Origin of the sequence: Flavobacterium sp. GSA192 (assembly GCF_006386525.1) — a bacterium.
Classification (GTDB): Bacteria; Bacteroidota; Bacteroidia; order Flavobacteriales; family Flavobacteriaceae; genus Flavobacterium; species Flavobacterium commune.
On record NZ_VAHC01000004.1, the window covers coordinates 273520 to 298801 of the forward strand.

Consider the following 25282-nt stretch of genomic DNA (forward strand, 5'->3'; position numbering starts at 1 on the left):
AAAAGATTAAATCGAAAAACATGAAAAAGATAGTATATATAATTGGGTTTTTAGTGCTGGGAGTTTTTGCTTCCTGCTCGGATTTTCTGGAAAACAACCCTCGCGGTGTATTGTCAGAAGAAGATATTGTTACTCCTCAATCTATAGAAGGTTTTATGAATGCGGCTTATGCTCAATTAGGAAATGATCATTATGATTCACCTTATAGTTTGTGGCCTTTTGGAAATGTTCGTTCTGACGATGCCTATAAAGGAGGTAGTGGAACTAATGATATTCAGAATTTTCACTTTTTTGAAGTTTCTAATAATATCAGACCTGATTTTGGCGAATTAGATAATTTCTGGTACATCAGCTATGTTGGCGTTTCAAGAGCCAATAAAGCATTGAAAGCCTTAGAACAAATTTCGGAAGCAGATTATCCATTGAAAAAAACACGTATGGCTGAGATGCGTTTTTTAAGAGGGCATTTTTACTTTATGTTAAAAATCATGTTCCGAAGTGTACCTTACATAACAGAAGATATTCCTGTTGAAGATTACAAAACAATTTCGAACAAACAATTTTCAAATGAGGAACTTTGGAATAAAATAGCCGAAGATTTTGAGGCTGCAGCCAATGATTTACCGGAAACACAACCACAAGCGGGACGCGCTACACAAAAAGCGGCTTATGCTTATTTAGCAAAAACACGTTTGTATCAAGCCTATACTCAGGATGAAACTTATACAGTTACAGGAACAAATGCGCAACATTTACAAGAAGTAATTGCAGCTACAGATAAAGTAATAGGAAAAGCGAGTTTAGAGCCAGATTTTGCGAATAACTTTTTACCGGGGACTTATGAAAACGGAGTAGAATCCATTTTTTCTATTCAGTTTTCAGATAATGATGGAACTTTATACGGAAGATTAAATTTCTCCGATGTTCTTTCAACTCCTCAAGGTTTAGGTTGTTGTGATTTTCACAAACCAAGTCAAAATTTAGTAAATGCTTTTAAAACCGGAGCTAATGGTTTACCTGAATTTGACACTTACAACGATACCGATTTTGATTATAAAAATATAGATGCTAATACGGTAGATCCTAGATTGTATCATACTGTTGCAATGCCAGGATTACCATATAAGTATGATCCGGAATTTTTATATGTTGAAGCATGGGTACGTTCTCCGGGAACTTATGGATACTATGCTTCGCTAAAAGAAAATGTAGCGCCAAATTGTAGTTGTGTAGTCAATATTGATCCTTTTTATGGAAATTCAAAAAACAGAATACAAATTCGTTATGCCGATGTGATTTTGATGCGCGCTGAAGCCTTGATTGAGTTAGGAAGACAATCAGAAGCTTTACCATTAATCAATGAAATTAGAGAAAGAGCTGCGCAAAGTACAGGAAGACTTCCGTATGTGAATAACTTTAAAATCAATACTTATGTGGACGGAACGAATTGCAACTGGACACAGGAATTTGCTCGAAAAGCTTTGCGTTGGGAACGTCGTTTAGAATTAGCAATGGAAGGAAGCCGCTTTTTCGACTTGGTTCGTTGGGGTGTTACTGATGAGGTAATGAATGCGTTTTATGCTGAAGAAAAAACAAAAAGAGCGTATTATCAAGATGCTTTTTTTGACGCCAATAAGGAAGAATATTGTCCAATTCCGTTAAAGCAAATTAATTTCAGTCAAGGATTGTACAAACAAAATCTGGATTATTAATCTATTTACGAAAACGAATATGAAAAATTTTATATATAAGTCTTGGACAAAATGGTCTTTGATACTGGCATTGATTTTTATGGTTTCTGCCTGCGAAGATAGTTTCGATACTAATGGTCTTGATGTCGATTCGCCTTCTAATGTGACTTCCTTTGAGATAAACGGAGTTGCTGGAACTATCGATCAAAAAACAGCAACAATTGCAGTAACCTTGCCTTATGGCACCGATATTACAGCGGTAAATCCTGAAATTATTTTAGAGGAAGGAGCAACATCAAATTTGAATTTAAACTCCCCTATTAATTTTACAAACGCAGTAAAATTTAGAGTTATAAATGGTAATTTATACAAAGATTATACTGTAAATGTTACGGTTTTAAGTCCAATAAAGAGTTTTAAAATCAATAATGTAGCGGCAACAATCAATGATGTTAGCAAAACCATTACGCTGGTATTACCTGAGGATACTAATCTTACAGCATTGCAACCCGTTATAGAATTGACTCAGGGAGTTTCTATTTCGCCAGCATCAGGAACTACCATTAATTTTACTAATGCCGTAACTTTTGTAATTACTGCAAATGGAAAAACGGTAAATTATACTGCTAATGTGGGAGTTCCTGTTAGTGGTTTGACCGTAGCCTTTTTAGGAACTGCTGCAACAAGAGCAGAAATTACTAATATGGACGAAATTACAGCTGCAAACTGGCTGTTTGCTAATTTCAATGATGCCAAATACATTTCTTTCGATAGTGTTTTAAATGGTGCCGATTTAAGTAATGTGGATGTAATTTGGTGGCATTTTGATTCTGCTACAAATTTACCTGCTGTGGCCTATAATCCGGCAGTGACTACAGCTCTTAAAAACTTTAGAACTAATGGAGGAAACTTATTGCTGACTTCTTTTGCTTCACAATATGTAGATGCTTTAGGAATTGTTCCTTCCGGGAAAGGACCAAATAATGTTTTTGGAGACTTTTTGCCAGCAGGATGGGTTGATGGAAATTCATGGGGAATGTCTTTTAGAAGTCATGAATCACATCCTATTTTTAATGGTCTTACCACTTATGAAACAGGAAAAGCCTACTTACTTCAAAGTGGAACTTATAGATTAAACCATACTGCCTGGTGGTTTGTACCGGAATGGGGCGGATATGTAAATGGAGCTGGATGGAGAGATCAAACAGGTGGTACAAACTTAGCCAGTGAAGGTTGGGATGATAATTTAGACGGTCGTGTAACTATTGCAGAATGGCCAAATAACAATCCTAATAAAAATGTAATAGTAATCTCGATGGGAGCTTATGATTGGTACAATGAAACCAATAGTAGCGGAGTTCCTAGCCAGGCCAATGAATTCATAGGTAATATCAAACTTTTGACTCAAAACAGCATCAACTATTTAGCGGGCAATTAACCTCATTAAAATCAACAAAATGAACTATAGAAATATAATTACAATAGCTTCCATTTTCTTTTCGTTATTATCTTGTAGTCAGGATGATACTTATATTGGAGGTTCTATTTCGGGTGGAGAATCAGAAATAGCTAATATTTTTCCAGTACCGCCATCACTATGGATTGGAGGAGGAAGTGAACCATATTACAGTGCGGGTTATACCGGTGATATTATGCCATTTTTCGACAATGGAAAATTCCATATTTACTTTCTCCATGATGCCAAAAATAAACCGGCAGGAAAAGGATTTCATGATATCCACGAATTTCAAAGTACTGATTTGGCTCATTTCAGCTACGAAGGACAAGTCATTCCTTATGGAACAACTACCGATGCTGATTTTGGCATCGGTACTGGTTCTGTTATTAAAGTAGGGAATCTCTATTACTTTTATTACACAGGACACAATGGAACTCCTGCTTTTTTACAATCAAACGCGCGAGAAAGTGTCTTATGTGCTACAAGTCCGGATTTAAAAACATGGACAAAAATACCTTCGTTTAAAATTACAGCACCTGCCGGATATTATAATTTTGATTTTAGAGATCCACATGTTTTTTACAATCAAGAATTGAGTAAATATTCGATGTTGGTAAGTACGCAAACGGAACCAGGCCGAAAAGCGGTGTTATTGCATTTTACAACTGCTAATCCAGCTTCAGGGAATTGGGAGGTTCAGGCACCTATTTATACCACAACTCCACAGGAAAATTATTTGATGATGGAATGTGCTGATATTTTTAAAATGGGGAATTATTGGTATTTAATGTTTTCTGAGAACTGGAGTAATACTAAAGGAACACATTATAAGATGGCAACTTCTATCAACGGACCTTGGACAACACCGCAAAATGATAGAATTGATGGAGAATATTTTTATGCCGGAAAAACAGCTTCTGATGGAAACAAAAGATATGTTTTTGGTTGGAATGCCAGAAAAACACCAGAAACTGATTTAGGCAATAAAGATTGGGCTGGAAATATGGTCATTCATGAGTTAACACAAAATTCAGATGGAACTTTAGGAACTCAGGCACCGCAAGCAGTAAAAAATATTTTTTCTAAAAATAGCACTATTGAGGTCGATGCTACTTTAGGAGGTGTTACTGTAAATAATGGTAGTTATAGTTTGAGTAGCACTACCAATAAAGCTATGGTCACTTTTAAGTCTGTTGGTAAAAGAGCCAAAATAAATGCGGAACTTACTTTGACAACTACAACGGGAACTACTGGATTTGTTTTTCATACTAATAATACAGGAAGTTATTATAAAATTGTTTTAGATGCTACAAAAAATGCCATCATAGGATACAATTCAGCTTCACAGGAAACAACCAGAATACCATTTGGATTGCAAGTAAATACAAAATACGATGTGGAAATAATTACCGAAGGCAGTGTAGTGGTATTTTATATTAATGGAAAAGTAGCCTTAACAAACCGTATTTACGGAAGAGATAAGTACAATTGGGGAATTATTGCTGAAGGACAAAGTGCTACAGTTAGTAATCTTCAGCTTACACAAGCTGAGTAACATTAAAAAACAGAATAGAAATGAATAAAGGAAAAAACCTTAAGGCGGTAGCTTATGGAGAGGTGCTTTGGGATGTTTTTGGCAATGAAAAAAAGATTGGTGGAGCACCACTGAATGTAGCTTTACGCATGAAAACATTAGGTTGTGAAGTAGGAATGATTAGTTGCGTAGGGAATGATGAGGATGGAGAAGCTATAATCAATCAAGTTAAAAATTTAGGGCTTGAAACCGATGCTATTATTAAATCGGAAGATTTTCCAACAGGATTGGTTAATGTAACTTTAAACGAACGTGGTTCGGCTAGTTATGAAATTGCATATCCATCGGCTTGGGATAAAATTGTACTGAATGATTTAGCTAAAAATTTAGTTTCAGAAGCTGATGTTTTAATTTACGGTAGTTTAATTTGTAGAGACCAGGTGTCAAGACAAGCACTTGAAGAATTGCTGCAAATGGATGTGTACAAAGTATTTGATGTTAATTTAAGAAAGCCACATTATAACTACGAAATTCTAGCACAGTTAATGAATTCGGCCAATTTCATTAAGTTCAATGATGAGGAATTGTTAGAAATAGCCTCAGCCATTAATTCTCCTTTTGCAACTCTTGAAGAAAATATGCTTTTTTTCGCTGAAAAAAAGAAAGCTACTGCCATGTGTGTTACTAAAGGGAAACACGGTGCTATATTATTATGGGAAGGACAACTTTATAAAAACGAAGGTTATGCTGTTGTAGTTTCGGATACTGTTGGAGCAGGAGATTCTTTTTTAGCTGCTTTAATTACATCTTTATTAACTGGTAAAGCACCACAAGAATCAATTGATTTTGCTTGCGCAATTGGAGCCTTAGTAGCTCAGGCACCAGGTGCTAATCCTGATATTTCACTTTCAGCTATTGAGGATTTAATGGCTATGGTAAAAGTGTAATTTATGCAAAAAGGTTGTCTGAAAAGTAGTTTTCAGACAACCTTTTATTATTGTAATCTAATTTTATAGGTGTAAAACTGGGTGTAAAAACCACAAAACCCTAATAATCAGACAATATCGCAGAGAGAAAGGGATTCGAACCCTCGATGCAGTTACCCACATACTAGCTTTCCAGGCTAGCTCCTTCAACCACTCGGACACCTCTCTATTTCGGTTTGCAAATAACATAAAAAAATCTGAGTTAGAAAAGCCAAATTGTAATTATTATGATATTTCTCCTCTTAAAGAAGTTTCAAATACAGTTTGAAAATCTTTAGACGGAATATTTTGGCTTAATAAGAACATCAATTTGGTAATTGCAGCTTCGGTAGTGATGTCTTTTCCTGAAATCACTCCTATTTGCTTCATTGCCGAACTCGTCTCATATTGCCCCATATTAACACTTCCGCTCGTGCATTGGGTAACATTCACAATATACAAACCCTTAGCAATGGCTTTTTCTATTACATTCAAGAACCAATCTTCTGTTGGCGCATTTCCCGAACCGTAGGTTTCTAAGACAACTCCTTTCAAATTTGGAATTTCAAGCAACGCAGAAAAAACCGTTTCTCCTATTCCGGGAAACATTTTTATGATTACCACATTCGTATCTAAAACAGAATGGAGCTTTAACCCTTTAGTACTGCCTTTCGACAAAAGCAATTCTGATTTAAAATTCAAATTCACACCCGATTCCACCAAAGCCGGATAATTTGGCGAAGCAAAAGCATTAAAATGTTCCGAATTAATTTTAGTGGTTCTATTGCCACGATACAATTTGTGTTCAAAATAAAGGCAAACTTCCGCAATTACAGCTTTATTATTTTCCTGCAAAGAAGCAATTTGTATTGCTGTGATTAAGTTCTCTTTGGCATCCGTACGCAAATCACCTATGGGCAATTGCGAACCCGTAAGAATAACCGGTTTGGATAAATTTTCGAGCATAAAACTCAAAGCCGAAGCCGTGTACGACATGGTATCAGAACCATGAAGCACCACAAAACCATCAAATCCTGAATAATTGGATTCAATTATAAAGGCAATTTCGGCCCAATTTGCCGGATTCATATTTGAAGAATCAATTGGATTCTGAAACGAAATGGTTTCAATCTCACAATCCAATTGTTTCAACTCAGGAATTCTTTGTAATAATTTACTAAAGTTAAAAACCTTTAATGCTCCGGTATTAAAATCCTTGCGCATTCCAATGGTTCCTCCAGTATAAATTAAAAGAATTTTAGTCCTTGAGTTCATGGGTGTATTTCAGTTTATTGACTACCGGATTGGCATACATAGCCAATATTCCCTGCAATGCAATAGGATTTTCTGCATCGATTCGTTTTTCTAATCTTCGTTCGAAAACTGCTTTTTCGTTTTCAGTATATAAATGCGAATATTTATCGGTTTTATGTAAAATATCGTAAGCAATATAATTAGTAGGCCACAATTTATAGCTGGTCAAAATCGAATCGTCTATGGCTTGCGCCAAAGCCTGAATTTGTTTATTTACATTATCGTTTTCTGCTTTTATGGCATCAATTTCAGTATCTAAAACTTTCCCTATATGGATAAAAATTCGTTTTTTAGGTCCTAAAGCACCACTCAAAATGGTCATAAAATCTTCATTCTCTTCTTTGACATAGACTTCATTATTGGCTTCCGCCAATAATTGAGGCATTTTTAAAGCATCGGTAGGATCATATTCATAAGAAATAGAAACAGGAACAATCTTCAATTTTTTGAAGTAATCCATCAAATTAGCTTCATCCGAAGCCATTCCTATCATTTTCAATACTCCCGGATTGGTCGCATCATTTCCATCTTTGGTTCGTCCTTCACGTTGTGCAATCCAAACCGAACGGTTCTCGTGTTGCAACAACTGACTGATATATTCTGACAATGTTTTAGAACTCTGCAACATCTCTCTTGGTCCTAAACCGCGCTGAACCAGGAAATTTCGATTCAATTTAGCCAACACATTCAAAAAAGGTTGTTTAACCAAATTATCCCCAATAGCCGAAGCAGTCATTACCAAATCGTGCTCAAACAAAGTGGCATTCAACAAAGTGGTATCTAATAAAATATCTCTGTGATTAGAGATAAACAAATAAGGAGTATTAGGCTCTAAGTGTTCAAAGCCCGCAGTCATCAAGCCTTCTGAACTTTTTTCTAATACTTTTTGAACCGACTGGTATATAAAATTACATTGGAAATCACGAATAGAATGCGTTTTTAGCAATTGTTCTTTCCAAACTTCATCGGCTACATCAGGAAAAGAAAAATTCATCAATGACTTCAACATCGGGTGATGAAGCACTTTTTTTATCGCTTTATTTATTTCGGAATCATAATAAGGCCGAATCTCGTCAAACTTTTGCATTTTGGTACTATTAGAAAAACAAATGAACAAAAAAAATATTAAATTTTAGCGAATTCTGCTTTAAATCCCAAAAATTGCTTTCGAATTTTCAGTAGTGATTTTCGCTATTTCCTCTGCTGAAATTCCGTAAATATGTGATAACTTATCAATTACATTCACCAGATAACTACTTTCGTTTCTTTTCCCTCTAAAAGGAACCGGAGCCAGATAAGGCGCATCGGTTTCTAAAACAATGTGTTTTAAATCTATTTTATTCAAAAACTGGTCTATCTTACCATTTTTAAAAGTCACTACACCACCAATTCCCAATTTCATATTATAAGACAAAGCTTGCAAAGCCTGCTCGTAAGTCCCCGAAAAACAATGAAAAATTCCAAACAAATCAGCCGATTTTTCTTCTTCTAAAACTGCAAAAACTTCATCAAAGGCATCACGACAATGAATCACAATAGGTAATTGGTATTCTTTTGCCAATTGGATTTGACGTTTGAAAGCCAATTGCTGCTCTTTTAGATGGGTTTTGTCCCAATACAAGTCAATCCCAATTTCGCCGATAGCATAGAATTTTCTCTTCTTTAATTCCTCTTCAACAAATTGCAATTCGTCCAAATAATTATCCTTAATATGCGTTGGGTGTACGCCAGTCATCAAAAAAACGTTGTCAGGATATTTTTGTTCCAAATCATACATGGCTTCAGTATAAGCCGAATCGATTGCCGGAATAAAAAAACGAGTCACACCAGCCGCTAAGGCGCGTTGCATCATTTCGTCTCTGTCCTGATCAAATTCTTCGCTGTATAAATGTGCGTGGGTATCGGTAATTATGGGTTTTGTTTCCAAGTCTAAAGTTTAAATGTGCAAAATTAGACTATTACACAAAGATTCACAAAAACAAAAAAACCCACACAAAAACTAATAAATCTTTGTGTGGCTTTAAAATATTTTTGCCTTAAATATATTTCATTATATACTCCTAACAAGTTCTTTTAATATGTATTCACAAGCTTCTTTTTCTGTGACAAATATTCTTGATGAGTGTTTTTCTCCGCGTTCTCTGAAATAAGTCTCATATTCAATCCCGCATTTTCCTTTCTTAATTGTTAAGGCTATTTTTTCATCATCGTTTGTTGAACCAAAAAGTCCGTGAAGAAAATATTGATCTTCAGATATACCATTTTCTTTTAATTTATTGTCTAATTCTTTAATTGTCATTGTTCATTAATTAAAAATTCTTAATCCAATTTATCCAATAATTCCTGAACCTTATCATAATTCTCATAATCGGAAGGAATGGTCAACAGGATTTCTTTACAGGCCTTATAGTTTTTTTGTTTTAGTTTAATTAAAGCCAAAGCATAAATCGCCTTGTTTTTATAAATAGAATTTCCTGATTTTATCCAGTTAAACTCAGCCTCGGCTTGTTTGATTTGGTTGTTTTCCAATAAAGAAACCCCATAAAAATACTGAACTTCTACGGTTTTATTTTCTCTCAAAATAGCTTCAAAAAACGGAATCGCAGCTTTGTAATTCTTAGCGTTAAAAGCGGCTTCAGCCTTTTTTAAATTATCAACTCCTTCGCTTCTTTCGGTCAAATAAGCATTTTCATATTGATTGTATTCTTCAAAAACAGGTTTCGGACTAGGATTTAAAAGAAACAATCCAAACAAAAGCGCCACCGAGGCAGCAACCAAATAAGCCCATGGTTTAATCGAAATCACCTTCGATTTATCTGCTTTAAAATGTTCGTTCGAAATCGCTTTTAGATTTGCTGTGAAAGCCTCTCTGTCAGCAGCAAAATCGAATTTTGTTTCTAACTGTATTTGTACTTCTTTGAAAGTTTCAAATTCAGATGCCAGTTCGTGGTTTTCTGAAAGCTGTTTTTCAAAATCCAATCGGGCTTCGTCCGACAATTCGCCTTGAAGGTATTGATCGAATACTATATATTTCTCTTCTTTCATGGCTCCTTAAATTTTTAATGTTTTAAAACTACTGTGTTCCTGAATCCATTGGGTAAGCTGACCCGTACACAAGGATTTTTTCTTCCTAACATAACCATAGGTTACGTTAAGTTTCATGGCTACTTCTTCCATTGATTTCAAAGTAAAACTCCACTTTAAAACTTCCTGGCATTTTTCGCCTAATCTTTGAAACATCATATCAAAAAGCTGTTGTTTTTCTTCAAATATTTCTGTTTGTGCCACCATTTCTTCCGTGGGTTCATTAGTAGATGTCAAATCATCCTGAATTGTTACCCCTTTATTCGATGCTTTTTTTAATTCGTTAAGCCATTTTCTTTTGCATAACAAAAAAAAGTAAGCATCAAAAGGACAACTCAATTCCAATTGTTTGGCTTTTGCCTGATTAAACAACAAAATTAGGATCTCCTGGACCACATCCTGAGCCTGATCTTCATCGCCCGAATTGTTCCTGATATAGGAAACCACTTTGGGAACAAACTTTTTGTAAATAGACCGAATAATCGCCGAATCATTATTCGCTAATCCTTCGATAAAATACTGATCCGGATGAATTTTGTTTTCTGACATAGGAAAAAAATTGAACTGCTAATGTAAAAAAGAATCTGAAATAAAAATCAGTTTAATAGGTAACAAATATAAAATCAAGTGGATATAGATGTGAAACCTTTCAAATTGATAAATCATGAAAAATGAACAGTTATCCTCTCCAATCATTATTGATAGTTTTTCTGAAAAACTTTCGAATAAAATTCAGGCGGGTTTTAAAATCTCCGAATACAACGCCAAATTGCCTTATGTGGTTTTAACAAAAGAGCAAAAAAGGATCAATCATGCTTTACATCTTCAACTCTTTTGCATCACATTCGGAATCTGGTCTTTTGTCTGGATTTATTTGACATTAACACATACCCCAAAAAAAGAAATACTAATTGCTATTGATGAAGACGGAAATGTGTTTGAAGAAAAATGCTTACTCAATTAAAAAGCCTGTTTGAATGTTTAAAGAAAAAAACCAGCTGTTAGAAACCGGGAAAATTTCTTAAAACGCATCAAAATTACACCCTTTAGGGTTGGGGAAATAATTTTGATGAATTTCAAACAGGCTTTAAAAAAATAATCTGAAATAAATTCAAATTAAAGGGTAACAATTCAAAACCCATATTGATATACCAATAGAAACCCGAAGTACTAAAAAAATATTTTGGAAACTGGGGTAACAAATTAAAACAAGAATTGATATAACAACAGAATCAGAAACAATTAAAAAAAATTAAAATACTGGGGTAACAATTTAAAACCCGAATTGATATAACAGTATAAAACAAGTAAAACCATTTTAACCATAATTAAAATCAAGAAATCATGAGAACAAATTTTAAAACCATCGGACTTTTATTTTTAGCGGCAATTTCATTCGTAAGTTGCGAAAACGAGAACATCGAAAACACGCCGGCAACAGCAGCAGAATTTGCAAATATTAGAGAAGCTGCTTTAGAAAAAATAACTCAGGAATTTACCTTTACTGCCGAAAACGGAGTAAAAACATTTACTTCTGAAAACGGAGTAAAAATTACCATCAACGGAAACTGCTTAACTAAAGACGGAAATCCTGTAACAGGAGAAGTAAAAATTGAGTATGTAGAACTTTTCGACAAAGGAAACATGTTAGTAACTAACAAACCAACAATGGGAATCATGCCCGATGGAAACCGAAATCTACTAATCTCTGGAGGAGAATTCTTCATCAAAGCAACTCAAAATGGCAAAGAATTAGCAACCACTTGCAACATTACTTTATTAGTTCCTGCCAGCCTTACTGATGGCGTTGACAATATGATGACTTTATGGAAAGGAATCATCGATGACGAAGGAAACTTAGCCTGGGAAGATGCCCGTAAAGCCGATGGAACTAATGGTGGAAAAGGTGGCGTTCAAGCCGAAGGGAACAACTACTATGTGAGTTTTGGAAACTTTGGATGGACAAATGTGGATAAATTCTACAGCGATCCAAGACCTAAAACTACTATTCTTGTTGATGCTCCCGAAGGATACGACAACAACAACTGTGCAATCTATTTATCTTATGACGGCGAAGGAACTAACGCTTTAGCAAAACTTGATACTTACACAGCCGAAGGATTATTCAGCGAACACTACGGTCAAATTCCAGTAGGCCTTGCTTGTCACATCATCTTTGCGACCGAAGACAATGGAAACTGGAGATACGCCATCAAAGGAGTAACCGTTCAGGCCAATGACGTTTACACTTTCACAATGTCCGAAACCACTGTAGGAACCGAAGCTCAATTAATTGCCGCAATCAATGCGATCCAATAAAAATTCCCAAATTTAATTTCTGAAAAAAGTGATGATTTGCTCATCGCTTTTTTCTATTTTTAAAGGATTTTTAACCGTTAACCAAATAAGAATTAGTAGCTTATTCCTGCTGTCCGCTATATCTCTTGCGGCGAACACCGCCACAAGAGGATGCCGCTACCATCAGGGCTAAAAACCAAATATGATTATGAAACCACTAGCATCTATTTTCTTTATTCTGCTTTCTGTTGTCTCCTTTTCACAAAAAAAAGTCAAAGATACCGTTACCCGAAGAGCCGCAATAAACTACAGTCAAAATGCGAATACGGTTTCGTACAAACCCGAAACTCCACCGTTAATTCCTATTGCAGGTGCGCCAAAACCTAGTTTTTCGTACCTATGGGAATTTGGAGATGGCAACTACAGCAAAGCTACCGAACCTAAACATACTTATAAAAACAAAGGAACCTACACCACCCGATTGACTGTTACCAATAATTACGACAACGGAAAACCACCCGCTACCCGACCAAAAAAAGTAGTAATTAACGAAGTATCAGATAAAAATTTTGACGAAATCGCATCCGTTGCTAACCAAAATGGTTTTGCCCTTCAAAAAAACTGCGACCCTATTCCCGATCAGGAAATGGAAGTCATTCTTAGTTATCAAAATCTGGAAAACTATGTCGCGAATGGAAAAATCTATCTTTTTTACAACGAAACGCAATTCAAGGACAACAACTTTCAATTAGCTGATTTTCGAACCTATGCTGGCGAAAGAACAGTCACAGAAAACACTTTTGCCGCTATCAACGACATTGACCAATCTAATTCATATTTGGCTTCAGCCAATACTTATTTACCAATAAGAAAATACGAGAACACCACCACCGAAGAAGATTTAGACGCCGCTCTGGCCGAAGCGCATAAAACGTTCAAAAACGTTTCCATCTTAGAATTTGACGATGCTAATCCGCAGGAAACCCGCAATGTTTTTTATACTTTCAAGACTACTCCTGAAATGCTCAAAGACACCAGTGCGACAATTACTATGCGAGGTATTTATGTCCCAAATCGTAGCTATAAAAACCACAAAGTAAAAAACCTGGAAATGGAAATCGTAACTTCCCATGACCCTAACAAAATGGGATCTAACGGAAGTTTTATGAATTATCGATTCGTTCGTTTTAAAAGAGTGAATTTCAAAACCCGTTTTCAAAACAACGGCGAAGGTCCGGCAAGAATGATTCGTCTGGAAACCGATATTCCGGATATGTTTGACAAGAAAACATTTCAAATCGAAGACATGTATCCTAAATGCCCTATTTGTCCAAAAGACGAAATCCCCACAACCAGCTGCTTAGATACCATAATTAAGCAAAACCAAATCTTCTTTACCTTCAAAAACATTTATCTGCCGGGAAGCGAACAGAAAAATGTGAAAGAAAAAGACAGTACCAAAGGTTTTGTAAAATACTCTTTGAAATTCAACAAAGACTTTCATAAAGTAAACACCCGAAGCAGAACCGCAATTATTTTCGACAAAAACGAACCTATTATAACCAATTACGCCACCACCCGATTCCTTCCCGGAATTTCTATTGGTGCTAAAGCAGGTTATAATTATTACCCAAATTTAGACAAATCCAGAAGCTATTTTGTGGGCGCGACCATTTCTCCATATAAATCCTATCGTTTGTATTGGCAAGCCGAATTAATCAATAGTGTCCATGATTTCAATTCAGCTACCTCAATTACAAATGGTTTCACCACAACTGCTAACGGAGTCCGCCAGGCTACACGTACTAGCAAAACTATTAGTTATTCAAATTTCAATAATGAAATTCCATTACTTCTTCGTTACAACATCAACAATTTCATCGGCATTGGAGCTGGAGTACAGGCCAACATTAATGCTTCTGAAAAACAGGAACAACACACAAAGATTGAATATTTCGAATCAGAAAAACCAGATTCTCCAATTATCAAAACCGAAGAAAATAGCGTATCTAACAGTAAAACCTTCACCAATTTAAAAACTGGATTGTTGTTTGACTTAACACTTGGTTTTGCCCGCATCGGTCCGAGTTTAGGAGTGCGTTATGTGATGAATTTCAAAGAAAATTTTAATTATTTTCAAGTGTATGGAATATGGAAGTTTTAAATTTATGGAACACGGATTAAACAGATTGACACAGATTTTTTTAATAATTTCTTCGTGAATCTCCGTGAAATGCTTTGCGTATCTTTGTGAAACAACTCTTTATGAAAAAACTTTTTTGCTATTTTCTTCTAGTTTCTTCCCTGATTCTTTTCGGACAAAAACCACTTACTCAAGAAGACAAAATCTACAATGCAGTAGATGCTTTTGTTGCAAATCCAACAGCAGAAAATTTAAAAACCCTCAATAGTACCGAAAACGCATTCTGGAAAACCCCAACGCCAAAAACTAAAAACGAACTGTTGGCAATTGTCATTTTAAATTGCAACAAAGCCTATTACGAAAACCAATTCAACCTAATTCAGCAATCAGTTTCCAGTTACGAAAAAGCCTGGAAAACCTATCAAAAATACCATCTCAACAATTACGACATTGTAGAATTTTGCCTAAAACCTCTGGGAAACTTGTACACCATTCTGGGCGATTACGACAATGCCGAAAATACCATCAAACAGTATTATTACATCGCCAATCAGGAAAAAAATCAGGATAAAAAAATAGCCGCCATTCTCAATTTATCGAATGTGTATCAAAATTCAGGCAAGATTGATTTAGCCATTGATTTACTTGAAAAAACAATCCAAACCGAAAAATTATCTAACATTCAAAAAGGGATTTTGTTGAATAATTTAGGAAACAGCTATGTATTGAGTTACAAAAGCACGGGATTAATTATAAAAATTATACCAAATATCTTTGAAAAATTAGAAAGCTCATACCTTACCGCTATCAAATTATTACAATCAGACAAATCTCAAACGGAAACATTAGCGAATTGTTACCGCAATTTATCTTCTCTTAACTCCCAATGGCAACAATTTGAATTGGCTAATTCTTATTTCGAAAAAGCTAAAAGCTATTTCTACGCAACACCCAATCTTTCACCTCGAAAAATAGCTCAATTCAAATACGAAGAAGCTTCGCTTTTTTTCAAACAGCAAAAACTAAAAGAAGCTACTGCATCTATAGAGTCCCTTTTTAAACTTCTCATTCCAAATTATTCTAACAAAAAAAACAGCTTACCAGAACAAAATTCACTTTATACAGAAACCAGTTTGCTGGATGCTTTAGATTTAAGAGCCGAAATTTATTCGAAACAAAACCAACTTAAAAAAGCATTAGAATCTTATAATTTAGCTTTTCATATTGAAGACTTATTTTCGAATATGATGGTTTATGAAAACTCTAAAATTATCAATCAAAGTCGTGTTCGTATGCGAACCGAGAAATGTATTGTTATTTATGACTTATTGTATCAAAAGGAACAAAAGCAAACTTATATAGAAGCGGCTTTTCAATTGGCAGAACAAAGCAAATCGGGTGTTTTAAAAAGTTATTTATTGCAAAACAAAAGCCTCTCCAGTAAAGAAAAATTCCACATAGAACAATTACAAAACTGGAGCAACGCAATCCTCAAAGAGCAACAAAAAGGAGATTTAGCCAATATTGTAAAAATAAACGAAGCCATCAAAAAGCAAAATGGATTAATGCTTTCGCTCAAAAAAATTCGTTCGGAAAATACCGTTTCGGAAAAAGAAACAATCGATATCAAATCCTTGTTTGCCCAACTGAAAAAAGACAAATCCATGATGATTGAGTATTTTTCAGGTTTTGAAAAAATGTATTTTTTTACATTGGACAACAATAGAATAAGACTGAATTTTTATTGGGACAACCATACTGCCACCCCTAGAATAATTTCATTCTTAGATTTTTTTAGTAATGCCAATAAAATCATTGACAACATTTCAGATTACAACCATTATGGTCATTCATTATATGAAATGCTAAAATTGCCCGTAAATTCCAGCTATAAAAACCTCATCATCGTTCCTGATGGTATATTAAACTTCCTTCCTTTCGAAGCCTTAATCACTCAAGAATCCAACACGACCAATTTTGCTCAAATGCATTATTTGTTGAATGATTATAACATCGGATACCAGAATTCGGCTAGTTTTTATCTTAATACAAAACCTTCTTCAAAACAAGAAAAAACTGTTTTAGGAATTTTTCCAGTTTTCGAAAACACGCCTTATACGCTGACTTATTCAAAAGACGAGTTGCATTCGATTCAAAAAAACTTCAAAGGAAAATATTTTAAAAATAGCGAAGCTTCTTTCGATAATTTCAAAAAAAATGCAGCAGATTACTCCATTTTACATTTATCCACTCATGCTGATGCTGGCGATGTAATTACTCCCGCAAGTATTAAATTCCACGATCAGGAAATCCTCTATTCCGAATTGTACCATTTAAGTATCAACCCTGATTTGGTAGTTCTAAGTGCCTGCGAAACGGGAATTGGTAAGCTCTATAAATCCGAAGGAGCCATGAGCGTTGCCCGCGGATTCCAATTGGCCGGCGCGCAAAATTTATTGTTCTCACTATGGAAAGTCAATGATTATACGACTTCTGTTTTTATGGATTCTTTTTATCAGAACATCAAAAACGGACAATCTTATTTAGAAGCCAACGCCAATGCTAAAAGAGATTTCTTAAAAAATCCGGAGATTTCCAACGCCAAAAAATCACCTTATTACTGGAGTGCATTTGTGTATTATGGCGCTGTTGAAACCAATGAAAAAACCAATTATACTTTTATTATATTGGGAATTCTATCTGTAATTGCCTTAATTTGGCTTTTTATCCGATATAGAAAATGAAAAATCTGCATGAAGTCCTAAAAAAGGAAAAATATAAGAAAGTAAAATTCAAGATTACTAAGACCCAGCACCTGTTGATAAAAGCTAAAATTAACGGTGTAGAAGGCCGTTTTATTCTGGACACAGGAGCTTCAAATAGTTGTGTAGGTTTTGAACACATTGCCTTATTCAATCTAAATGCCGAAGATTCAAAAACCAAGGCCTCGGGAGCGGGAGCAACAGGAATGCTCACTCAAACTGCCACCCAAAACAAATTACAATTGGGTTCTTGGAAAAACAATAATTTTGATTTGATCATATTTGATATGTCACATGTTAATGAAGCCTTGACGGCTTACAAATCAAAAACTGTTGACGGAATCATTGGAGCCGATGTTTTACTAAAAGGCAAAGCCATAATTGATTACTACAATAATTGCTTATATTTACAATAACCAACAGAAAACCAAAACATTATGAGAAAATTCTACAAAGCAGCCTGTCTTGCTCTGGGAATGTTACTATTCTCCTGTTCCACCCAAGACTTAACAGAAGATAGTCAAAATTCTACAGCAGCATCTAATACGAATTCTTCCGAAACGTCAAAAACCACCCCTGTGAAAAACAATATTTCTAAATTTTGGGATTTTAACAACTTAGATGAATGGGAAGATGCTACTCAGGTGGGTGAAGCTAATTATTTTATCGAAAATGGAAATTTACGCCTGTTTACCAATGCTAATACTTGGGATCGAACTAAAATAAAATCGATTGCTACTTATTCTACAGGAACGTATTCCTGGCGCGTTTTTGTCCCTGAAATGGGAGTGGGCGATTGTGCCAGCATAGGTGCTTTTTTATACAGTGATGATACCCACGAACTCGATTTTGAAATTGGCTATGGCAAAGAAACTGTTCGTCAGGGACTGAATGCTGCATCCGATGATCTTATTGTTTATACCACTTCGCAAGCTAATCCAAGCCATTCTTTTCAAAGCAAAATCAAAAGAAATCAATGGTACACTTTTACAATAACATTAGCTTTAAATACAAAGAAAAAATATGTGGCAACCTGGAAAATTGACAACCAAAACCTAACAAGCAAAACACTTACTTACGGCACAGCCACTAAATTTAAAATCTTTTGCAGTGTCGAAAATCTGAGTTTTATAGGCGATCATATTCCTGCTACACAAAATTATGCTTTATTTGACTGGGTAGAATTCAAATAAAATGATGTCCTCTAATTAACCGCAGATTCGCAGATTAAAAAAAAAATTCTGTGAATCTGCGGTTAACTCATTTTAAGCCTATTTGCTTTTGATTCTTTTTTTCGAATGAGACTCTTTTGGATTTTCACCTAATGCCCATAAAAGTCCGCCTGTAAGATGCTGAATAAAGACAGGGTCAACATAATCCTTACTATCATGCCCTAAAGCGGTATAAAACACTCTACCGCCTTCAAACTCATGACACCAGGCCAATGGTAAGTAATCTCCAAAAGTTCGTCCCGGATAGACTTCTTTTTCGCTGTCTTTCACCGTTCGCATATCGGCGGCTAAAAGTACATGAGTATTAGGATTGAATTCATTCATATAATAACACTCATCTTCTTTTCTCCATGTTTCCCCTAGCATCGAAGTCGAAGGATGGTTTTTATCAATCACTTTTATTTCGAAAGACTGAAAAGCAGGATGTCTTTTAAACCTACCACCTACCAAGGTTGCAAACCAAGGCCAGTCTTTTTCAGAATCAGACGCACTATGAACTCCTACAAATGCGCCACCAGCATGAATATAATCCACAAGAGCTTGTTTTTGTTCTTCGGTATCAAAGATATCATTACAGGTATTAGAAAAAACCAGACAGCTATACTTTGCCAGATTTTCGGTGGTCATTACCGCCGGATCATCTGAAACATCAATAATTAGGTTGTTGGCTTCTCCAATTTTCTTCCAGGCTTCCACACTGAAAGGAATATTTTTATGCACATAACCTTTGCCGTTTTTAGTGTAAACTAAAATACGTTTTTTAGCTAGTGGATTGGCAAAAACAGAACCTAAACCAAAAACAATTGTAAGCAACATTAATTTTATTTTCATAATTTTCTATTTATTTCTCGAATATAAAAAGAAAATCCCAAACTCCAATCCCGAAGCATCGGGAGGAATTTGGGATTTATATGTTTGTCAGACTGAGCTTGTCGAAGTCTACAATTCAAAAGCTTTTTTAGGATTTCCACCACAAAGCAATTCTACTGGGTTTTCTAAAGCTTCTTTTACAGCAACTAAGAAACCAACAGACTCACGACCATCGATAATTCTGTGGTCATAAGATAAAGCGATGTACATCATTGGGTGGATTTCAACCTTACCGTTTACAGCGATAGGACGCTCGATAATGTTGTGCATTCCAAGGATTCCAGACTGTGGAGGGTTGATAATTGGAGTTGACAACATAGATCCAAATACACCACCATTAGTGATTGTAAAAGTACCACCTGTCATATCATCAACTGTAATTTGACCATCACGTGCTCTTAAAGCCAATCTTTTGATTTCAGCCTCAATTCCACGGAAAGTTAAGTTTTCAGCATTACGAACTACAGGAACCATTAATCCTTTTGGTCCTGAAACTGCGATAGAGATATCAGCAAAATCAAAAGCAATTTTGTGATCTCCGTCCATCATAGAGTTTACATCAGGGAACAATTCTAAAGCTCTTGTTACCGCTTTTGTAAAGAATGACATATATCCTAAACCAATACCACCGTGTTTTGCTTTGAATGCATCTTTGTATTCATTACGCAAAATGTTGATAGGCGTCATGTTTACTTCGTTGAAAGTAGTCAACATTGCAGTTTCGTTTTTAGCAGAAACTAAACGCTCAGCTACTTTACGACGCAACATAGACAATTTAGTACGCTCTACTCCACGGCTTCCTCCTGTAGGAGTTCCCATTGATGGAACAGCATTTACTGCATCATCTTTAGTGATTCTTCCACCTTTACCAGTTCCTGATACAGTAGTCGGAGCGATGTTTTTTTCATCTAATATTTTTTTAGCTGCCGGAGATGGAGTTCCAGTTGCATAAGTAGCTGCTGGTGCTGCAGGAGCCGCTGGCGCAGGTGCTGCTTTTGGTGCTTCAGCTACTGGAGCTGGAGCTGCTGCAGGCGCTGCCGCTGGTGCTGATCCTGATGGTTTAGCAGCTGCAGTGTCAATATGACAAACTACTGCTCCTACTGCTACTGCATCACCTTCTTCTGCTTTTAGAGTAATGATACCACTAGCTTCAGCTGGTAATTCTAATGTAGCTTTGTCTGAATCTACTTCAGCAATTGCTTGATCTTTTTCAACATAATCCCCATCTTTTACTAACCAAGTGGCGATTTCAACTTCTTTAATAGATTCCCCTGGTGATGGAACTTTCATTTCTAAAATCATGTCGTAATATTTTAAATTATGAATTTTATTTTTTAATTATGAATCGTTATTCTTTGTATTTAAATCTAGCCCCGATAGCAGTGAAAATACTTTTTATTTTTTTCTTTAAAAAATAAAAAGATTGTAACGAATAGCGGGAAATAGCTTCTGGAAAAAATATTTTTAATGAGATTGCTTCGTACCTCGCAATGACTATCTAAATAAATTTTTATCAAATACCATTCTGATTGCATCAGCATGACGGCGTTTTGCTCTAGTGTAACTTCCTGCTGCCGGTGCTGAGTATGCTTTTAATGAAGCTAATCTCCATTTAACCAAATCAAAGTTAGCTAACATATAGGTGTAAGCTCCCATGTTTTTAGGCTCTTCCTGTGCCCAAACATAATCATCAGCATTTGGATATTGTGCAATAATCGCTTTTAATTGTTCTACCGGTAATGGGAACAATTGCTCGATACGAACTACAGCTACATCTTTACGACCATTGTTTTCTCTTTCGGCAGTAATATCATAATAGAATTTACCTGTACAGAAAACTAATGTTTTCACGTCTTTCTTATTTACTGTAGTATCATCAATTGTTTCCTGGAAACCTCCTGAAGTGAAATCTTCAATTGGAGATATACATCTTGGATCACGCAACAAACTTTTTGGAGAGAAAACAACTAATGGTTTACGGAAAGTAGTTTTCATTTGTCTTCTCAACAAGTGGAAGAAGTTAGCTGGCGTTGTACAATCGGCTACATACATATTGTGACGTGCACAAAGTTGTAAGTAACGCTCCATACGTGCTGAAGAGTGTTCAGCTCCCTGACCTTCGTAACCGTGTGGCAACAACATTACTAATCCGTTTTGATTGTTCCATTTGTCTTCTCCACAAGAGATGTATTGGTCAATCATAATTTGGGCACCATTAGAGAAATCTCCGAATTGTGCTTCCCAAATTGTTAAAGCATTTGGATTAGCCAAAGCATAACCATAATCAAATCCTAATACTCCGTATTCAGACAAGAATGAGTTAAAGATGCGGAAGTTTCCTTTTTTGTTCTCGATGTTATTTAACAAAACAACTTCTTCTTCAGAATCTTCTACTTTTACAACAGCATGACGGTGTGAGAAAGTACCACGTTCAACGTCCTGACCTGAAATACGAATATCAAATCCTTCAGTCAAAAGTGAACCGTAAGCTAATGTTTCAGCAGTTCCCCAATCGATAGTGTTATTATCGTATCCTGTTTTTCTATCAGTAACAATCTTAGTGATTTTGTTAATGAATTTTTTATCAGATGGTAAGCTAGAAACTGTTTTAATGATAGAATCTAAAGTTGATTTTTCAACAGTAGTTTCAAATTTTTGCAACATTACATCATCAGAAACCTGCTCAAATCCCTTCCATTCATTTTGCATAAACGGAGTAATGATTGTCAAATCTTTTTTACGGGAAGCTTCTAAGTTATGATCTAAATCGTCTTTGTATTCTTTCTCTAAAGTTTTTACCAAATTAGCATCGATAATCCCTTCAGATAATAATTTTTCAGCATAAATATCTCTTGGATTTTGATGCTTAGCAATGATTTTATATAATAATGGTTGTGTAAAACGAGGCTCATCTCCTTCGTTATGACCATATTTTCTATATCCTAATAAGTCAATAAATACGTCACGCCCGAATTGCATTCTGAAATCCAATGCAAATTGCATAGCGTGTACTACAGATTCTGCATCATCAGCATTTACGTGTAATACAGGCGACAAAGTAACCTTAGCAACGTCAGTACAATAAGTAGAAGAACGAGCGTCTAAGTAATTCGTTGTAAAACCTACCTGGTTATTGATTACAATATGGATAGTACCACCTGTTTTGTAACCATCTAACTGCGCCATTTGGATAATTTCATAAAGAATACCTTGTCCTGCAATTGCAGCATCACCGTGAACAGCGATAGGCAATACTTTAGAGAAATCATCTGCAAAATATTTATCTTGTTTTGCTCTGGTAATCCCCTCAATAACGGCACCTACAGTTTCTAAGTGCGAAGGGTTTGGAGCTAAGTTGATGTTGATTTTCTTTCCTGACTTAGTAATTTTATCAGCAGTAAGACCTAAGTGGTATTTTACGTCACCGTCAAAATATTCCTGATCGTAATCTTTTCCGTCAAATTCAGAGAAAATATCCTGAGTAGATTTACCAAAAATATTAGCCAAAACGTTCAAACGACCACGGTGAGCCATTCCCATTACAAATTGCTCCACCCCTTTTTCGGCAGCTCTTTCAATTAAAGCGTCCAAAGCCGGAATAACAGTTTCTCCTCCTTCAAGAGAGAAACGTTTTTGACCTACATATTTAGTATGCAGGAAGTTCTCGAAAGAAACTGCCTGATTTAATTTATTTAAAATTCCTTTTTTCTCATCAGCTGAGAAAGTAGGGCGATTTTCATTCACATTCAATCTGTCCTGAATCCATTCTACAACTTCCGGACGACGAATATACATATATTCGATACCAATATGCTGACAATAAACTGTAGTTAAATGATTAACAATTTGAGACAAAGTAGAAGGCTGTAAACCTAATATTTTTGCTGCATCAAAAGTAGTATTCAAATCAGCTGAACTCAACCCGAAATTTTCCAAATCTAAATTTGGAGAAAAAGTTCTACGCTCTCTAACCGGGTTTGTCTTAGTGAACAAGTGCCCTCTAGAACGGTATCCATCAATCAATTTAACAACTTTAAATTCTTTTTGAAGTTGCTCTGAAATTTTACTATTATCTACAGCAGGAGCCGAAGACACTGAAGTTGACGGAGCTACTTCTCTGATGTATTGAACTGGATTTTCCTCATTATAAGTTTCCATTCCAAAATCGAAACCCTGAAAAAAACTTCTCCAGCTAGGCTCTACGCTGTCTGGACTATGTAAATATTGTTCGTATAATTGTGCAAAAAACTCGGTATGCGCTGCATTTAAAAATGAAAACCTATCCATAATGTTAGTGAATATACTTTTTGTTAAAATAGTTTGGCAAAAGTACAATAATCAACTAAATTTACTTGAAAATTAAAACACTTTTAACTGTTAAAATGTTAAATACCTCAATACTTATGAGAAAAAAATACGCTTCAATAGTTTCAAAATCAATTTTAACTGCCTTATTAGTATTCATTTCTACTCAATTATCCGCTCAATATCAAAATTCAGGCTTTAAATCAAATAGTGATTTCTGGCAAAAAGTACAATTTGGAGGCGGATTAGGACTAAGTTTCGGAAACCGATACACTGATATTTCGGTCGCACCGAGTGCCATTTACAATGTCAACGAATATTTCGCAGTAGGTCTTGGCGCACAATATACTTATGTAAAACAAAAAGATTTTTACAATTCCAATCTATACGGCGGAAGCCTGATTACCTTATTCAATCCTATTCCTGAAGTCCAGCTTTCGGCCGAACTCGAGCAATTAAGAGTCAATGTAAAAGGGATTGGCGACAACAATTTCAGCAGCAACTTCTGGAATACCGGTTTATTTTTAGGTGCGGGTTATCGCAGTGGAAATGTAACTATAGGTGCTAGATACAATGTGTTACACGATGAAAACAAAAGCGCTTACAGCGATGCTTTTATGCCTTTTGTGAGGTTTTATTTTTAGAAAAGGAACTGAGATTCTAAGTCACTAAGATTTTAATTCAAAAGCAAAATATGTTTATACCAATTGTAATAATTCCAGTTCTTGTATTTGCAATAATTTTCGCTGTTAAATCTTCAAATAAAAATAGAGAACAACAATACGCCATTCTAATCGAAAATATAAAAGACGAAATAGAACTTTACGTAGAACAGACAAAAAGTCTCAATATAACTATTGGATTAAACAACAGCGATTTTCTATTTAATCACTGTGATTTATATGTAATAAAAAATGCAATTATAATATTAGGATTTACTAAGAATAGTTTTTTTAAACAACTTTCAACACCCATTATTTTAACTCATGAATTGAATAAATTCTCAAGTAGATTTCCATTTGCTCGTGTAAAAAAACCAAATAAAGTAAATTTCGAAAACGATGTATTGAAAATTAATTTTGGAGAAAAGGGAATTACGAAAACTGAAGTTATTCTTAAATTAACATCATTAAATAAAAATGAGATAAATAAAATTAAAGAAATAGCTCAAAAAAACAACTGGAATACAAACTTAAAAACAATATTACAAGAGAGAATTTCATAATTCAAAACCTCAACCTCTCAGATTCTTAGCAACTCTGTCACTTACTTAAAATTATTTCTAAACCACACCTTTTGCCATTCTCTTTTTAGGATTAAAAAAGAAACCTGTTCAGCCAGAATAACCAAATCAGAACCGTCAAGTTTTTTAACCTCTTCTTCCGAAACATCAATCACATACAGCAGATTCAGATATTCAGCAAACTTGTACTGAATCAATCGATAGATTTTTTCATGCAACTGGATTTTCAATTCCTCAGGAGAAATACTCATAGGAAAATCAACTCCTTCATTAGCCAGATTAAAATCCTTATTTAATTGTTCGATTAATTTAAGATACAGATTTTCATCTTTGGCTTCACAAAGCAATAAATCGGAATTTTTTGGTGCTACGAAATTCATAT

At 35.1% G+C, this 25282-nt stretch carries 22 protein-coding genes and 1 tRNA gene; 12 read left to right on the top strand and 11 right to left on the bottom strand.

Features of this window, described 5'->3' with window-relative positions; translation table 11 throughout:
• Positions 1 to 20: 20 nt before the first annotated feature.
• The 4 genes from FDM27_RS10100 to FDM27_RS10115 are packed head-to-tail and all read left to right on the top strand — an operon-like array spanning position 21 to position 5631.
• Entirely contained in the window at positions 21 to 1712 is a 1692-nt protein-coding gene (locus FDM27_RS10100) for a RagB/SusD family nutrient uptake outer membrane protein (protein ID WP_140486194.1), read from the top strand.
• Positions 1713 to 1731: 19 nt separating this feature from the next.
• Complete coding sequence (locus FDM27_RS10105; RefSeq protein WP_140486196.1) at positions 1732 to 3129, top strand: DUF4960 domain-containing protein; 1398 nt, start codon at positions 1732 to 1734, stop codon at positions 3127 to 3129.
• 19 nt (positions 3130 to 3148) lie between these two features.
• On the top strand, positions 3149 to 4705 hold the full coding sequence (locus tag FDM27_RS10110; RefSeq protein ID WP_140486198.1) for a glycoside hydrolase family 32 protein: 1557 nt from the start codon (positions 3149 to 3151) through the stop codon (positions 4703 to 4705).
• A gap of 20 nt (positions 4706 to 4725) precedes the next feature.
• Positions 4726 to 5631 carry a carbohydrate kinase family protein gene (locus FDM27_RS10115; RefSeq protein ID WP_140486201.1) on the top strand — a complete coding sequence of 302 codons (906 nt, stop codon included), beginning with the start codon at positions 4726 to 4728 and terminating at the stop codon, positions 5629 to 5631.
• Between the two features lie 120 nt (positions 5632 to 5751).
• Here FDM27_RS10115 and FDM27_RS10120 read toward each other — a convergent pair.
• The 7 genes from FDM27_RS10120 to FDM27_RS10150 all read right to left on the bottom strand — a co-directional run bounded on the left by FDM27_RS10120 (position 5752) and on the right by FDM27_RS10150 (position 10596).
• A tRNA-Ser gene (locus FDM27_RS10120) sits at positions 5752 to 5838 on the bottom strand.
• A gap of 57 nt (positions 5839 to 5895) precedes the next feature.
• Positions 5896 to 6924 carry an asparaginase gene (locus FDM27_RS10125; protein WP_140486204.1) on the bottom strand — a complete coding sequence of 343 codons (1029 nt, stop codon included), beginning with the start codon at positions 6922 to 6924 and terminating at the stop codon, positions 5896 to 5898.
• Positions 6908 to 8050: a 1-acyl-sn-glycerol-3-phosphate acyltransferase gene (locus FDM27_RS10130; protein ID WP_071184094.1), complete on the bottom strand. Its 1143-nt coding sequence runs from the start codon at positions 8048 to 8050 to the stop codon at positions 6908 to 6910. Before FDM27_RS10130 ends, FDM27_RS10125 begins: the two co-directional genes overlap by 17 nt.
• A gap of 60 nt (positions 8051 to 8110) precedes the next feature.
• A complete protein-coding gene (locus tag FDM27_RS10135) occupies positions 8111 to 8890 on the bottom strand; it encodes a TatD family hydrolase (RefSeq protein WP_140486206.1) in 780 nt (259 codons plus the stop codon).
• Positions 8891 to 9013: 123 nt separating this feature from the next.
• Positions 9014 to 9262, bottom strand: a complete 249-nt coding sequence (locus tag FDM27_RS10140; protein ID WP_140486208.1) for a hypothetical protein — start codon at positions 9260 to 9262, stop codon at positions 9014 to 9016.
• Positions 9263 to 9282: 20 nt separating this feature from the next.
• Positions 9283 to 10008 carry a tetratricopeptide repeat protein gene (locus FDM27_RS10145; protein WP_140486210.1) on the bottom strand — a complete coding sequence of 242 codons (726 nt, stop codon included), beginning with the start codon at positions 10006 to 10008 and terminating at the stop codon, positions 9283 to 9285.
• Between the two features lie 6 nt (positions 10009 to 10014).
• On the bottom strand, positions 10015 to 10596 hold the full coding sequence (locus FDM27_RS10150; protein ID WP_140486212.1) for an RNA polymerase sigma factor: 582 nt from the start codon (positions 10594 to 10596) through the stop codon (positions 10015 to 10017).
• Positions 10597 to 10711: 115 nt separating this feature from the next.
• Here FDM27_RS10150 and FDM27_RS10155 point away from each other — a divergent pair, with 115 nt between their 5' ends.
• The 6 genes from FDM27_RS10155 (at position 10712) to FDM27_RS10180 (ending at position 18443) form a co-directional block, all read left to right on the top strand.
• Positions 10712 to 11011: a hypothetical protein gene (locus tag FDM27_RS10155; protein ID WP_140486214.1), complete on the top strand. Its 300-nt coding sequence runs from the start codon at positions 10712 to 10714 to the stop codon at positions 11009 to 11011.
• A 380-nt stretch (positions 11012 to 11391) separates the two neighbouring features.
• Entirely contained in the window at positions 11392 to 12366 is a 975-nt protein-coding gene (locus FDM27_RS10160; protein ID WP_140486216.1) for a hypothetical protein, read from the top strand.
• Between the two features lie 187 nt (positions 12367 to 12553).
• Positions 12554 to 14509, top strand: coding sequence for a PKD domain-containing protein (locus FDM27_RS10165; protein ID WP_140486218.1), 1956 nt, complete (start codon positions 12554 to 12556; stop codon positions 14507 to 14509).
• A gap of 101 nt (positions 14510 to 14610) precedes the next feature.
• On the top strand, positions 14611 to 17232 hold the full coding sequence (locus FDM27_RS10170; RefSeq protein ID WP_140486220.1) for a CHAT domain-containing protein: 2622 nt from the start codon (positions 14611 to 14613) through the stop codon (positions 17230 to 17232).
• Complete coding sequence (locus FDM27_RS10175) at positions 17229 to 17666, top strand: retropepsin-like aspartic protease (protein WP_140486223.1); 438 nt, start codon at positions 17229 to 17231, stop codon at positions 17664 to 17666. Before FDM27_RS10170 ends, FDM27_RS10175 begins: the two co-directional genes overlap by 4 nt.
• 21 nt (positions 17667 to 17687) lie before the next feature.
• On the top strand, positions 17688 to 18443 hold the full coding sequence (locus FDM27_RS10180) for a hypothetical protein (RefSeq protein ID WP_255510519.1): 756 nt from the start codon (positions 17688 to 17690) through the stop codon (positions 18441 to 18443).
• Between the two features lie 78 nt (positions 18444 to 18521).
• Here FDM27_RS10180 and FDM27_RS10185 read toward each other — a convergent pair whose 3' ends face one another.
• From FDM27_RS10185 to FDM27_RS10195, 3 genes are all read right to left on the bottom strand, one after another.
• Entirely contained in the window at positions 18522 to 19313 is a 792-nt protein-coding gene (locus FDM27_RS10185) for a ThuA domain-containing protein (protein ID WP_140486226.1), read from the bottom strand.
• Between the two features lie 108 nt (positions 19314 to 19421).
• Positions 19422 to 20654, bottom strand: coding sequence for a 2-oxoglutarate dehydrogenase complex dihydrolipoyllysine-residue succinyltransferase (gene odhB, locus FDM27_RS10190; protein WP_140486228.1), 1233 nt, complete (start codon positions 20652 to 20654; stop codon positions 19422 to 19424).
• A 192-nt stretch (positions 20655 to 20846) separates the two neighbouring features.
• Positions 20847 to 23639: a 2-oxoglutarate dehydrogenase E1 component gene (locus FDM27_RS10195; RefSeq protein WP_140486230.1), complete on the bottom strand. Its 2793-nt coding sequence runs from the start codon at positions 23637 to 23639 to the stop codon at positions 20847 to 20849.
• Positions 23640 to 23755: 116 nt separating this feature from the next.
• Here FDM27_RS10195 and FDM27_RS10200 point away from each other — a divergent pair, with 116 nt between their 5' ends.
• On the top strand, positions 23756 to 24301 hold the full coding sequence (locus tag FDM27_RS10200) for a hypothetical protein (protein ID WP_071184105.1): 546 nt from the start codon (positions 23756 to 23758) through the stop codon (positions 24299 to 24301).
• Positions 24302 to 24351: 50 nt separating this feature from the next.
• A complete protein-coding gene (locus FDM27_RS10205; RefSeq protein WP_140486233.1) occupies positions 24352 to 24882 on the top strand; it encodes a hypothetical protein in 531 nt (176 codons plus the stop codon).
• Between the two features lie 41 nt (positions 24883 to 24923).
• Here FDM27_RS10205 and FDM27_RS10210 read toward each other — a convergent pair whose 3' ends face one another.
• Positions 24924 to 25280 (bottom strand): hypothetical protein, encoded by a 357-nt coding sequence (locus FDM27_RS10210; RefSeq protein ID WP_071184106.1) that lies wholly within the window; start codon positions 25278 to 25280, stop codon positions 24924 to 24926.
• Between the last annotated feature and the right edge of the window lie 2 nt (positions 25281 to 25282).